Source organism: Oceanomicrobium pacificus (assembly GCF_009833495.1).
Lineage (GTDB): Bacteria > Pseudomonadota > Alphaproteobacteria > Rhodobacterales > Rhodobacteraceae > Oceanomicrobium > Oceanomicrobium pacificus.
The window spans coordinates 708,899-722,262 of record NZ_WUWG01000001.1 but is presented as its reverse complement, the minus strand read 5'-3'; the positions used below and the strand labels follow the sequence as shown (position 1 = coordinate 722,262).

Annotated in this window: 12 protein-coding genes; 3 read left to right on the top strand and 9 right to left on the bottom strand. The window is 64.9% G+C overall.

The window, feature by feature from the left end:
- Window position 1 precedes the first annotated feature (1 nt).
- On the top strand, window positions 2–712 hold the full coding sequence (locus GSH16_RS03600) for a M48 family metallopeptidase (RefSeq protein WP_160851984.1): 711 nt from the start codon (window positions 2–4) through the stop codon (window positions 710–712).
- A gap of 4 nt (window positions 713–716) precedes the next feature.
- Here GSH16_RS03600 and GSH16_RS03595 read toward each other — a convergent pair whose 3' ends face one another.
- Complete coding sequence (locus tag GSH16_RS03595; protein ID WP_160851982.1) at window positions 717–1,433, bottom strand: SH3 domain-containing protein; 717 nt, start codon at window positions 1,431–1,433, stop codon at window positions 717–719.
- 100 nt (window positions 1,434–1,533) lie between these two features.
- Here GSH16_RS03595 and GSH16_RS03590 point away from each other — a divergent pair, with 100 nt between their 5' ends.
- Complete coding sequence (locus GSH16_RS03590) at window positions 1,534–2,184, top strand: GntR family transcriptional regulator (RefSeq protein ID WP_160851979.1); 651 nt, start codon at window positions 1,534–1,536, stop codon at window positions 2,182–2,184.
- 61 nt (window positions 2,185–2,245) lie between these two features.
- Here the strand turns inward: GSH16_RS03590 and lpdA are convergent, their stop codons facing one another.
- The 7 genes from lpdA to mdh form a co-directional block, all read right to left on the bottom strand.
- Window positions 2,246–3,634, bottom strand: coding sequence for a dihydrolipoyl dehydrogenase (gene lpdA / locus GSH16_RS03585; RefSeq protein WP_160851977.1), 1,389 nt, complete (start codon window positions 3,632–3,634; stop codon window positions 2,246–2,248).
- Window positions 3,635–3,697: 63 nt separating this feature from the next.
- Window positions 3,698–4,084: a hypothetical protein gene (locus GSH16_RS03580; protein ID WP_160851975.1), complete on the bottom strand. Its 387-nt coding sequence runs from the start codon at window positions 4,082–4,084 to the stop codon at window positions 3,698–3,700.
- Window positions 4,085–4,087: 3 nt separating this feature from the next.
- A complete protein-coding gene (gene odhB / locus GSH16_RS03575) occupies window positions 4,088–5,635 on the bottom strand; it encodes a 2-oxoglutarate dehydrogenase complex dihydrolipoyllysine-residue succinyltransferase (RefSeq protein ID WP_160851972.1) in 1,548 nt (515 codons plus the stop codon).
- 11 nt (window positions 5,636–5,646) lie between these two features.
- Window positions 5,647–8,592, bottom strand: a complete 2,946-nt coding sequence (locus tag GSH16_RS03570; RefSeq protein ID WP_160851970.1) for a 2-oxoglutarate dehydrogenase E1 component — start codon at window positions 8,590–8,592, stop codon at window positions 5,647–5,649.
- Window positions 8,593–8,702: 110 nt separating this feature from the next.
- A complete protein-coding gene (sucD, locus tag GSH16_RS03565; RefSeq protein WP_160851967.1) occupies window positions 8,703–9,584 on the bottom strand; it encodes a succinate--CoA ligase subunit alpha in 882 nt (293 codons plus the stop codon).
- 3 nt (window positions 9,585–9,587) lie between these two features.
- Window positions 9,588–10,784: an ADP-forming succinate--CoA ligase subunit beta gene (sucC, locus tag GSH16_RS03560; RefSeq protein WP_160851965.1), complete on the bottom strand. Its 1,197-nt coding sequence runs from the start codon at window positions 10,782–10,784 to the stop codon at window positions 9,588–9,590.
- 289 nt (window positions 10,785–11,073) lie between these two features.
- Entirely contained in the window at window positions 11,074–12,036 is a 963-nt protein-coding gene (mdh, locus tag GSH16_RS03555; protein WP_160851963.1) for a malate dehydrogenase, read from the bottom strand.
- 177 nt (window positions 12,037–12,213) lie between these two features.
- On the opposite strand from mdh, the gene GSH16_RS03550 reads away from it, so the two are divergent.
- Window positions 12,214–12,966, top strand: a complete 753-nt coding sequence (locus GSH16_RS03550; RefSeq protein WP_328803151.1) for a sulfite exporter TauE/SafE family protein — start codon at window positions 12,214–12,216, stop codon at window positions 12,964–12,966.
- A 3-nt stretch (window positions 12,967–12,969) separates the two neighbouring features.
- Here the strand turns inward: GSH16_RS03550 and GSH16_RS03545 are convergent, their stop codons facing one another.
- Window positions 12,970–13,281: a hypothetical protein gene (locus tag GSH16_RS03545; protein WP_235912917.1), complete on the bottom strand. Its 312-nt coding sequence runs from the start codon at window positions 13,279–13,281 to the stop codon at window positions 12,970–12,972.
- Window positions 13,282–13,364 lie beyond the last annotated feature (83 nt).

The following is a 13,364-nucleotide window of genomic DNA, read 5'->3' as shown; positions in this document are numbered from 1 at the left end:
CGTGACCACCAGTTTCACCATCGGACAGCCGCCGATCCCGATCAGGGTGCGGCGCAATGCACGGGCGCGGCGCCTGACGCTGCGCCTGTCGGCGGCCACCGGTGAGGCGGTGCTGACCATGCCGAGCCGCGCGAGCGCCACGGCCGCGCGGGATTTCGCCATGCGGCAGGAAGGCTGGCTGCGGCGCCAGTTGGCGGACCAGCCGATGCAAGTGCCCGTCCTGCCCGGTGCCGTCCTACCGGTCGCGGGCCAGCCCTGCCGGATTGTCTCCGGCACCGGGCGGCGGATTGTCCATGATGCGGAAGCCGGGACGCTGGCCGTGCCGGGGCCGGACCATCTGGTCCCGTCCAAGGTGAAGGGCTGGTTGAAGGCGCAGGCGCGGACGGCGCTCGATGAGGCGAGCCAGACCTATGCGGCGCGGATTGCCCGGTCCTACACGCGGCTCACCTTGCGAGATCCGGTGTCCCGCTGGGGGTCCTGCACCAGCGACGGGGGGCTCATGTACAGCTGGCGGCTGATGCTGGCGCCCGACCATGTGCTCGACTATGTGGCCGCACACGAGGTGGCGCATCTCGTGCATATGAACCACGCGCCGGCCTTCTGGGACCTCGTTGGGAAGCTGCGGCCCGACTATGCGGGCAGTCGGGACTGGCTCCGCACGAATGGCCGCGCGCTGCACCGTTACAGGTTCACGGCGGACGACGTGGTCTGATCCCTTACTGAGCCGCCGTCAGCAGCGGCGCAGCAGCGGCATCGCCGGTGGTTGCAAGCGCCGTCAGGCCCTGACCGGCCGTGGCTGCGGGCAGTTCGCGCAACTCGGCAAAGCCGCCATGGATCCACATCGGCGTGGAAAGCGGGTCGGTGCGCACTTCGATCCAGACACCGTCCATCAGACCTGTCGGCTCCAGCATGTCGCCACGGCTGGCTTGACCGACGCGTGCCGTATCGACGCCCGGTCCGGCGCGCAGGTTCACGGTCGAACCGGTCACGGCAACCATCTGCTGCGGCTCGTCGAGCGTCTTGCGCGGGGCGTCCAGTCCGACCGACTTGGTGGACAGGGTCAGGATGGAAAGATTCTGCTCCGACGGCTGGCCGGCTTCGGGAATAGCCACACCTTCTGCGGCAGCGAGCGCCAGCATTTCAGGGTCGGACTGAATCTGCGGGAGTTTCGAGGACGGGCGCTTCAAAGGCGCGACCGGCGTGAAGCCTTTGGTCGGCTCGGAGGCGAGTTTCACTGGGACAACATCGGTCGGCTGGCCGGCATCCGCGGACGCGCCACCGGTGGTCGACCCGGCATGGGCCATCCGGTAGAGCCAGGTTTCCGTCTGCGGCACATCCTCAAAGGCGCCCTGGTTCTGGGCTGTCAGGATCAGGGCGAAGAAAATGCCCAGTGCAGTGCCCCATGAAAAGAGATCTGAATAAAAGTCACGCATAATACCACCCAAACAATAAAGTCCTCATGGTATCACAACGCGCCGATTCGGAGTCGGTTCCCGGTCTTGACAATCCCGAATTTGTGATCACAGTCCGGCCATGTCCTTGAAAGAACGCCTACCCGACCCGCAAATTCCGGCCCATGAACGTGTTTACCGCGCCCTCCGGGCACGGATCATGCACGGGGAACTGGCGCCTGCTCAGGCCATGACCCTGCGCGGGATCGCCGGCGAGTTCGACGTCAGCATGACCCCGGCGCGCGAAGCGTTGCGGCGGCTCGTGGCCGAAGGCGCATTGACCGTATCCGCCAGCGGGCGCGTGGCGACCCCGCAACTGGCGCCCGAGCGGATCGAGGAACTCGCGGCCCTGCGCGCCCTGCTGGAGCCTGAACTGGCAAGCCGCGCCCTGCCGCGCGCGCACATCGCACTCATCGACCGGATGCAGGCCATCAACGCGACCATCGGGCAGATGATCACCAATGGCGATGCCACCGGCTATATCCGCTCCAATCTGGAGTTTCACCGCGCGCTCTACCTGCGCGCGCAGGCCCCGGCGATGCTGGCGCTGGTGGAAACCGTCTGGTTGCAGATGGGGCCGCCGATGCGGGCGCTCTATGCCCGCACCTCCACCCCGCAGGCGCCTGCGAACCACCGCAAGATCATCGGCGCGTTGCGCGCGGGGGACGAACCGGGCCTGCGGCTGGCGATCCGGATGGATGTGACGAACGGGCTGCGGATGCTGGTCGCCTGACGGCAAAGCAAAAGCCCCGCCGCTTGCGCGACGGGGCTTCCGGTTTTCGGGACTGCCCTGCTCAGGCGTGGATCGCGCCGTCACCGCAGGCGAGCGCCGCTTCGCGCACCGCCTCGGAGAAGGTCGGATGCGCATGGCAGGTGCGGGCCACATCCTCGGCCGCCGCGCCGAATTCCATCGCCACGCAGATCTCGTGGATCAGGTCGCCCGCGGCCGGTCCGATGATATGGCAGCCGAGCACGCGATCGGTTTCCTTGTCGGCGAGGATTTTCACGAACCCGTCGCCGGCGAAATTGGCCTTGGCGCGGCCGTTGCCCATGAAGGGGAACTTGCCCACCTTGTAGGCGCGGCCCTCGGCCTTCAGCTGTTCCTCGGTCTTGCCGACATTGGCCACTTCCGGCGCCGTGTAGATGACGCCCGGGATCACATCGTAATTCACATGGCCCTTCTGGCCGGCGATGGTCTCTGCCACGGCCATGCCCTCATCTTCGGCCTTGTGGGCGAGCATAGGGCCGTCGATCACGTCACCGATCGCGTAGACGCCATCGACATTGGTGCGCCAGTGCGCGTCGGTCTTGACCTGTCCGCGCTCCGACATCTCCACCCCGAGATCGGCAAGTCCCAGCCCGTCGGTGAACGGTTTGCGGCCTGTGGCCACCAGCACCACATCCGCGTCGAGCACGGCGTCGCTCTCATCCTTGCGCAGCTTGTAGTGGACCTTGGCCTTGCCGCGCGCTTTCTCCACCTTCTGGACGGCCGCGCCGAGGATGAATTTCATCCCCTGTTTCTTCAGGATGCGCTGGAAGGTCTTGGAGACCTCGGCATCCATGCCCGGCGTGATATGGTCGAGATATTCCACCACGGTCACTTCCGCGCCGAGCCGTGCATAGACCGAGCCCATTTCCAGACCGATCACGCCCGCGCCGATCACGACGAGCTTGTTGGGAACCTTCTTCAACTCCAGCGCACCGGTGGAGGTCACGACGGTTTTCTCGTCCACCTCCACATTGGGCAGCGACGCCGCTTCCGAGCCGGTGGCGATGACGATATTCTTCGCCGTGTGGGTCTCCTCGCCCACCGTCACCTCGCCCTTGGCGCTGATCTTGCCCCAACCCTTGATCCAGTCGACCTTGTTCTTCTTGAACAGGAATTCGATGCCTTGCGTGTTGCCGTCGATGACCGACTGCTTGTAGTCGAGCATTTTCGGCAGATCGACCGACGGGCTTTTGCCCATCAGGCCCATCTTGGCGAAATTGTGCTCGGCCTCGTGATAAAGCTCAGAGGCATGCAGCATCGCCTTGGACGGGATGCAGCCGACGTTGAGGCACGTGCCGCCGAGCGCATCGCGCCCCTCGACACAGGCGGTCTTCAGACCCAGTTGGGCGCAACGGATGGCGCAGACATAGCCGCCCGGTCCGCCCCCGATGATGATCACGTCGTAATTGGCCATGACTGTCTCCTCGATCTTGCCCGGGCGGCCCGGCGGCACGCCCCTGTCAGGCTCCGTTCAGTGTTACGTCAGATAGTCTTCCCGCCGAAGATAGGCCAGAACCAGCATCGGCGGGATGAAAAGGACCGCCATCGCAAGGATGGACGGGGTGAGGGGCCGTGCGGCCTCGGCCGCGAGCAGGACGTGGCGCAGCCCGAAATCGAGCGCGAGGCAGGCATACATCCAGAGCGCGAACGCATTGTGTTTCCACATCATGGCAAGGAACAGGAACACCAGCACCGGCGATTGCAGCTTGCCCCAGACCCAGAGCGACTTGGTGGCCCAGTGCGACATGGCATGCATTTCCGCATAGTCGCGCCAGATGGCCGCAAGCGTCCAGACGAGCAGCAGGACGGTCACCGCGATCGTGCCCCGGTAGAGCAGGTTCGCCAGCGACCGTCCGGTCTGCATGGCTCAGAGGTCCATCAGCAGGCGGCGCGGATCCTCCAGCGCCTCCTTGACCCGCACGAGGAAGGTCACGGCACCCTTGCCGTCGACGATCCGGTGGTCATAGCTGAGCGCCAGATACATCATCGGCCGGATCACCACCTGACCGTTGATCGCCATCGGACGTTCCTGGATCTTGTGCATGCCGAGGATGCCCGACTGCGGCGGGTTCAGGATCGGCGAGGACATGAGCGAGCCGTACACGCCACCGTTCGAGATGGTGAAGGTGCCGCCCTGCATGTCGGCCATCGACAGTTTCCCGTCGCGGGCCCGTGTGCCGAGGTCGGCAATCGTCTTCTCGATATCGGCGAATGACATGGCATCCGCATCCCGCACCACCGGCACCACAAGGCCCGACGGTGTGCCCACGGCCACGCCCATATGGACGAAGTTCTTGTAGACCACGTCGGTGCCGTCGATCTCCGCATTGACCTCGGGCACTTCCTTCAGCGCGTGGCAGCAGGCCTTGGTGAAGAAGGACATGAAGCCGAGCTTCACGCCGTGCTTCTTCAGGAACAGGTCCTTGTACTCGTTGCGCAGTTCCATCACCGCGGTCATGTCCACCTCGTTATAGGTGGTCAGCATGGCTGCGGTGTTCTGCGCATCCTTCAGGCGGCGCGCGATGGTCTGGCGCAGGCGGGTCATCCGCACCCGCTCCTCGCGGTCGGCATCCTGTGCGGCGACGGGCGCACGCGGCACGGAAGCCGGCGCTGCCGGAGCGGCTGGGGCTGGCGCCTTGGCGCTGGTTCCTGCGGCAATCGCCTTCTGGACATCTTCCTTCATGATCCGGCCGTCGCGACCGGTGCCGGTGATCTGATCGGCCGACAGACCGGCTTCGGCCATCATCTTCTTGGCCGAGGGCGCGTCCTCGACATCGCCCTTGGCGCTGCCGCCGGACGTGGCGCCGGCCGCGGCTGCGGGCGCTGCCGCCGGGGCGGAGGCCTTGGCCGCGCCGCCGGCCTCGATCACGGCCAGCTGGCCACCCGCCTGCACGGTCGCACCGTCCTTAGCGAGGATCTTGGTCAGCACGCCGGGTGCGGGAGCCGGCACCTCGACCGACACTTTGTCGGTTTCCAGCTCGCAGAGCATCTCGTCCTGCGCGACCGTGTCGCCCTCGGCTTTGAACCACGTCGCCACGGTGGCTTCTGTGACGCTTTCGCCGAGCGCAGGCACCATCACGTCGACAGCCGCGCCGTCGCCGCCCGATGCGCTGTCGGCGGGGGCTGCGAGTTTTTCTTCGGCAGGGGCCGTGTCCGCCGCCTTGACCGCGCCGGCACCGTCGCCCTCGCTCAAGGTCGCGAGCAGCGCGTCGACGCCGACCGTGTCGCCTTCCTTGGCGACGATCTCGGCCAGAGTGCCGGCGGCAGGCGAGGGCACCTCGACCGTCACCTTGTCGGTTTCCAGCTCGCACAGCATCTCGTCCACCGCGATGCTGTCACCGGGTTTCTTGAACCAGGTGGCGACCGTGGCTTCCGTGACGCTTTCCCCCAGAGTCGGTACGCGAATTTCCGTCATGTCTCGGTTCCTCAGGCTGTGAGCGCGTCGTTCACGAGCGCCTCTTGCTGTTGCTTATGTTCACGGGCGAGCCCGGTTGCGGGCGAGGCGGCGGCGGACCGGCCGGCATAGACCGGGCGGCCGTGCTTGGCCTTGATACGGTTGAGCACCCACTCGATGTTCGGCTCGACAAAGGACCAGCCGCCCTGGTTCTTCGGCTCTTCCTGACACCAGACGATCTTCGCATCCTTGAAGCGCGACAGTTCCTTGGTCAGCGAATGGGCCGGGAACGGGTAGAACTGTTCCAGACGCAGCAGGTAGGTGTCGGTCAGGCCGCGAGCGTCGCGTTCCTCCAGCAGGTCGTAATAGACCTTGCCCGAACAGATGACGACGCGCTTGATCTTCTCGTCCGCCACCAGTTCCAGATCGGAATTGCCATATTGCGCATCGTCCCAGAGGACGCGGTGGAAGCTCGATCCGGTCGACATCTCGTCGAGTTTGGACACGGCGAGCTTGTGGCGCAGGAGCGATTTCGGCGTCATCAGCACGAGCGGCTTGCGGAAGCTGCGGTGCAGCTGCCGGCGCAGAATGTGGAAATAATTGGCCGGCGTGGTGCAGTTGGCCACGATCCAGTTGTCGCCCGCGGACATTTGCAGGAACCGCTCCAGACGTGCCGAACTGTGTTCGGGGCCCTGGCCCTCGTAGCCGTGCGGCAGCAGCATCACCAGCCCCGACATGCGCAGCCACTTGGCTTCGCCCGAGGAGATGAACTGGTCGATCATGATCTGCGCGCCGTTGGCGAAATCGCCGAACTGGGCTTCCCAGAGCGTGAGCGCGTTCGGTTCCGCCAGCGAATAGCCATACTCGAAGCCGAGCACGGCATATTCCGACAGCATCGAATCGATCACCTCGTAGCGCGGCTGGCCCTCTTCCATGTGGTTCAGCGGCTTGTAGCGGCGTTCCGTCTTCTGGTCGATCCAGCCGGAATGGCGCTGCGAGAAGGTCCCGCGCGTACAGTCCTGACCCGACAGGCGCACCGGATAGCCCTCGAGCAGCAGCGTGCCGAAGGCCAGCGCCTCGGCCGTGGCCCAGTCGATCCCTTCGCCGCTTTCGATCATCTCGCGCTTCTGTTCCAGAATGCGCAGGATGGTCTTGTGGGCGTTGAACCCGTCCGGCACAGCGGTGAGCGCGTCACCCACCTTGCGCAGTTGGGTCTTTTTGACGGCCGTCTTGCCGCGCTGGTATTTCTCACCCTCTTTCGACAGGCCCGACCAGCGCCCGTCGAGCCAGTCGGCCTTGTTGGGCTTGTAGACTTTGCCGGCCTCGAACTCCTCGTTCAGATGGGCCTGGAAGGCGGCCTTCATATCCTCGATCTCGCCCTCGGGGATCAAGCCGTCCTTGACCAGCCGCTCGGTATAGAGCTGCAGCGTGGTCTTGTGGCGCTTGATCGCCGTGTACATGGCGGGCTGGGTGAACATGGGCTCGTCGCCCTCGTTATGCCCGAAACGGCGGTAGCAGAAGATGTCGATCACGACATCCTTGTGGAACTTCTGCCGGAACTCGGTCGCCACGCGCGCGGCATGGACGACCGCTTCGGGATCGTCGCCGTTGACGTGGAAGATCGGTGCCTCGACCATCAGCGCGATGTCGGTCGGATAGGGCGAGGAGCGCGAATTGTGCGGCGCCGTGGTGAAGCCGATCTGGTTGTTTACGACGATATGGATCGTGCCGCCGGTGCGATGGCCCTTCAGGCCCGACAGGCCGAAACATTCCGCAACCACGCCCTGACCGGCAAACGCCGCATCCCCGTGCAGGAGGATCGGCAGGACCTGGCTCCGGTCCTCATCATTCAGCTGCGCCTGTTTGGCGCGCACCTTGCCGAGCACGACCGGGTTCACCGCTTCCAGGTGGGAGGGGTTCGCGGTCAGCGACAGGTGGACCTCGTTGCCGTCGAACTCGCGGTCCGAGGAGGCCCCGAGATGGTATTTCACATCGCCCGAACCCTCGACCTCGTCGGGTTTGTAGCTGCCGCCCTGGAACTCCGAGAAGATCGCGCGGAACGGCTTGCCCATCACGCTGGCCAGCACATTGAGCCGGCCGCGATGCGGCATCCCGATCACGATTTCCTTCAGCCCGAGCGCACCGCCGCGCTTGATAATCTGTTCCATCGCGGGAATGAGCGCCTCGCCGCCATCAAGGCCGAACCGCTTGGTGCCCATATATTTGACGTGGAGGAACTTCTCGAACCCTTCGGCCTCGACAAGCTTGTTCAGGATCGCTTTCCGTCCGCGCTGGGTGAAGGCGATTTCCTTGCCGAGCCCTTCGATCCGCTCCTTCAGCCAGGCCGATTCCTCGGGGTCGGAAATATGCATGTATTGCAGGGCAAAGGTGCCGCAATAGGTGCGTTTGACCAGCGCGAGGATCTCGCGGATCGACGCGGTCTGGAGGCCCAGAACATTGTCGATGAAGATCGGCCGGTCCATATCGGCTTCGGTGAAGCCGTAGGATTTCGGGTCAAGCTCGGGATGCGGCTCCGGCGGGTCCAGACGCAGCGGGTCGAGATCGGCGATCAGGTGGCCGCGGATCCGGTAGGCGCGGATGAGCATCAGCGCGCGGATGCTGTCGAGCACCGACTGGCGCAGCTGCTCTTCGGACACGGCGGCGCCCATATCCTTGGCCTTGGCCTGGATCTTGTCGCCGATCGCCTTGGCGTCGGCCGGCCACTGGCCGTCAAGGGCTGCGGTCAACTCGTCGGTCGGCGCCGGCGGCCAGTCGGCCCGCGCCCAGGAGGGGCCGGACGCTTCGGCGCGCACCGTGTCGGCACTTTCCTCCAGCTCCGCGAAGAAGCGCTGCCAGCCCTCGTCCACCGCGTTGGGATTGTCCGCGTATCGGGCGTAAAGCTGTTCGATGAACTCCGCATTGTGCCCCTGGAGAAAGGAGGATGCGTGAAAGACCTGGTTCGGACTCTGGTCTGTCATGTCATTGACGGGCGTCGTTGGCGGCGTCCGCTCCCTGAAACGACCCTCTGCGGGCCATGAATGGGTGTCAGGCTGCGCGAAAACGCGCCGCGCAGCCAGTCAGGTATCTGTTACCCGATCGCTTTCAAGACCGCCTCGCCCAGACCGGCAGGGCTGTCGGCGACGACGATTCCGGCGGATTTCATCGCCTCGATCTTGTCCTCTGCGCCGCCCTTGCCCCCGGCGACGATCGCGCCGGCATGGCCCATGCGGCGGCCCGGAGGTGCCGTGCGGCCGGCGATGAAGCCAGCGGTCGGTTTCCAGCGGCCCTTCTTCTTCTCGTCGGCAAGGAACTGCGCGGCTTCCTCTTCGGCCGAGCCGCCGATCTCGCCGATCATGATGATGCTCTCGGTTTCCGGATCGGCCAGGAACATCTCCAGCACGTCGATATGTTCGGTGCCCTTGATCGGGTCGCCGCCGATGCCGACCGCCGAGGACTGGCCGAGGCCGAGGTCGGAGGTCTGTTTCACGGCCTCATAGGTCAGTGTGCCGGAGCGCGAGACAACGCCGCAGGAGCCGCGCTTGTGGATATGGCCGGGCATGATGCCGATCTTGCAGGCGTCCGGCGTGATCACGCCCGGGCAGTTCGGCCCGATCAGGCGCGAGGAAGATCCTTCGAGCGCGCGCTTCACCTTCATCATGTCGAGCACCGGGATGCCCTCGGTGATGCAGACGATCAGTTCCATCTCCGCGTCGATGGCCTCCAGGATCGCGTCGGCCGCGAAGGGCGGTGGCACGTAGATCGCGGTCGCGTTTGCGCCGGTCTGTTCACGGGCATCGGCCACGGTGTTGAAGATCGGCAGGCCGATATGGCTCTGGCCGCCTTTGCCCGGGGTCACGCCGCCGACCATCTTGGTGCCGTAGGCGATGGCCTGTTCGGAATGGAAGGTGCCTTGCGAGCCGGTCAGGCCCTGGCAGATCACCTTGGTGTTTTCGTCGACGAGAACGGCCATGGCTCAGGCTCCCTTCACTGCTTTGACAATTTTCTGTGCCGCATCGCTGAGGTCGTCAGCCGCGATCACGTTGAGGCCGGACCCGTTGATGATGTCCTTGCCCTTCTCGACATTCGTGCCTTCGAGCCGCACCACGAGCGGCACCTGAAGGCCCATTTCCTTGACCGCGGCCACCACGCCCTCGGCGATCACGTCACAGCGCATGATCCCGCCGAAAATGTTCACGAGGATGCCTTTGACGTTCGGGTCGGAGGTGATGATCTTGAAGGCTTCGGTCACCTTCTCCTTGGTCGCACCGCCGCCCACGTCGAGGAAGTTGGCCGGTTCCGCGCCGTAGAGCTTGATGATGTCCATCGTCGCCATGGCAAGGCCCGCGCCGTTGACCATGCAGCCGATCTCGCCGTCGAGCGCGATATAGTTCAGGTCGAACTTGGAGGCCGCGAGTTCCTTCGGATCCTCTTCGGTCTCGTCGCGCAGCGCCATGATGTCGGGCTGGCGGTAGAGCGCGTTGCCGTCGAAGCCCATCTTGCAGTCGAGGCATTTCAGATCGCCGCTGTCGGTCACGATCAGCGGGTTGATCTCCAGCATCTCGCAATCCTTCTCGACGAAGAGCTTGAAGAGCGTGTTGATCAGCTTGACGCACTGTTTGACCTGCGCGCCTTCAAGGCCGAGCGCGAAAGCCACGCGGCGGCCGTGGAACCCCGAGATGCCGGAGGCCGGATCGACGGAGAAGGAGAGGATCTTGTCCGGCGTGTTGGCGGCAACTTCCTCGATATCCATGCCGCCCTCGGTCGAGCAGACGAAGGAAATGCGCGAGGTCTGGCGGTCGACGAGCAGCGCGAGGTAAAGCTCGCGCTCGATGCCCGAGCCGTCCTCGATATAGATGCGGTTGACCTGCTTGCCGGCGGGGCCGGTCTGGTGGGTCACCAATGTGCGGCCGAGCATCTTCTGGGCTTCTTCGGCGGCTTCGGAGACCGACTTGGCCAGACGCACGCCGCCCTTCTCACCGGCTTCCGCTTCCTTGAAGCTGCCCTTGCCGCGACCGCCGGCATGAATCTGGGCTTTCACGACCCAGAGCGGACCGTCCAGTTCGCCCGCGGCGGCCTTGGCCTCTTCGGCCTTCAGAACGACGCGGCCGTCCGAGACAGGCGCACCATACTCTTTCAGCAGTTTCTTGGCTTGATACTCATGAATGTTCATGGAGCCGGTTCCTCTTTTCGCGCAGGCCCCGCCTGCGGTTCCGTTCCGCCCGGTCGGGCGTCTCGCACGAGCCATAGGCGCGTTGCGCGGACCGGGCAAACGAAATACCCCGAAAAACCAAGGAAAGCGACAGGATCGGCAGGTTTGTGATCACAGCAGAAAATCATGTGATCACATAATCAGGGCGCGACAGATCGGGTGATTCGCGCCTTGATGCAAAACGCCCGGCACATTGGCCGGGCGTTGCATTTCTTCGGGTCCGCGCCGGGCATACCGGCGCAGAGGGCGATCAGGCGAGCGAGCCGTCGATGCCCTTGCAGGCTTCCACGAGGCCTTTGACCGCGTCGACCGACTTGTCGAACATGGCCTGCTCTTCCTTGTTGAGCTTGATTTCGACGATTTTTTCGATGCCGCCGGCACCGATGACCGTCGGCACGCCGACATAGAGGTCGCTCTGGCCATAGGCGCCGTCCACATAGGCCGCGCAGGGCAGAACCCGCTTCTGGTCCTTGAGGTAGGCTTCGGCCATCTCGATTGCGGAGGCCGCGGGGGCGTAGAACGCGGAGCCGGTCTTCAGGAGGCCCACGATCTCGGCACCGCCGTCACGGGTGCGCTGCACGATCGCGTCGAGCTTGTCCTGCGTGGTCCAGCCCATGTCCACCAGATCAGGGAGCGGGATGCCCGACACGGTGGAATAGCGGGTCAGCGGCACCATCGTGTCGCCATGGCCGCCGAGCACGAAGGCGGTCACGTCCTTCACCGAGACGGAGAATTCGTCGGCCAGGAAATGGCGGAACCGCGCACTGTCGAGGATGCCTGCCATGCCGCAGACCTTGTGGTGCGGCAGGCCGGAGAATTCACGCAGCGCCCAGACCATCGCGTCGAGCGGGTTGGTGATGCAGATGACAAACGCGTTCGGCGCGTTGTCGCGGATGCCTTCGCCCACGGATTTCATGACCTTGAGGTTGATGCCGAGCAGGTCGTCGCGGCTCATGCCGGGCTTGCGGGCGACACCCGCGGTCACGATGCACACGTCGGCATCGGCGATATCGGCATAGTCTGTGGTGCCGCTCATCGCCGCGTCGAACCCGTCGACCGGCGCGCTCTCGGCAATGTCCAGCGCCTTGCCCTGTGGGGTGCCGTCGGCGATGTCGAACAGGACGACGTCGCCCAGTTCCTTGAGGGCCGCCAGATGGGCCAGGGTTCCGCCGATCTGGCCGGAACCGATCAGGGCAATTTTCGCTCGTGCCATTTTCTGAAGTCTCCCGTGAGCGTGAAAATCGCGCTTGGCGTAGCGGCAAACGGGAATTTTCGCAAGAGCGCGACATGGCGCAGCCGCCGCGCGGCGGATTTGATCTTGACGCAGGGTCAGGATAGAGAAGGGCAAAATCGCCCCGGCAGACCGCCATTTTTTCAGGACATCATCCCCGTGGAACTCGACGCGACCTTCTTCGCCTTCGCGATTCCTGCCGTGCTCTTTGCCGGCATGTCGAAAGGCGGCTTCGGCGGCGGTGCGGCCTTCGCCGCGTCCCCCTTGCTGGCGTTGATTCTGCCGCCGCAATACGCGATCGGGGTGATGCTGCCGCTGCTGATGGTTATGGATGTGACCGCGATCCGCGCCTATTGGCGGCTCTGGGACTGGCGCAATGCCCGCGCACTCATGGCCGGGGCCGTGCCGGGCATCCTTCTGGGCAGCGCGATCTACTCCATCGCCGACCCTGACCTGTTCCGGCTGCTTATCGGGCTGATCGCGGTGGGATTCGTCTGTTTCCAGATCGCCCGGGGCCGGGGCTGGATTTCCGTCGCGCCGCGGCCCTTTTCTGCCATACGCGCGGGCAGCTGGGGCGGTGTGGCCGGTCTGACCAGTTTCATCAGCCATGCCGGCGGCCCGCCGGCGGCGGTGCATCTGCTGGGCCAGAATCTTGGCAAGACCACCTATCAGGCGACGACCGTGCTCACCTTCTGGTGGATCAATCTGGTGAAAGTGCCGCCCTATGCGATGCTCGGCATGTTCAGCCGCGAGAGCCTGACCGCGAGCCTGATGCTTGCGCCTGTCGCGATTCTGGGCGTGCTTGTCGGCGTGGTGGCGCACCGGGTCGTGCCGGAACGCCTCTTCTTCCAGATCACCTACACATTCCTGCTGATCACCGGCAGCAAGCTGATCTTCGATGCACTGACCTGAGGGTCAGACGCCCGGCGTGGTCGGGCGTGCGGCCGTGTCCGTCCAACCATTGCCCGAGGCGACAAGGCAGGACCGGCCGTCGGGGGCCGAGACAAGCAGCGTCCAGCTGCCGGTGGTCGCGGAGGCAAACAGTTCCAGCATCTGCCCGCGTGTCAGGCCCGCACCGACCCGCGCCTCGCCATAGCGGTCGTGAAGCTGGGTGACGATGTCGGTCCGGTCACCGCATTGCCCGCCCTGGGCCTGCGCGGCACCGTGCCAGAAGGCGAGCGCCCCGAATCCGAGCGACAGGGCCAGGCTCATGTGCAGCTTGTTCATCATCGGTCCATCCTTTCCCGCGCGACGTCGAGGCGACGGCACAGGCAAGGAGGTCCGGACCGGCTGCGACCTCGCAATTGCAT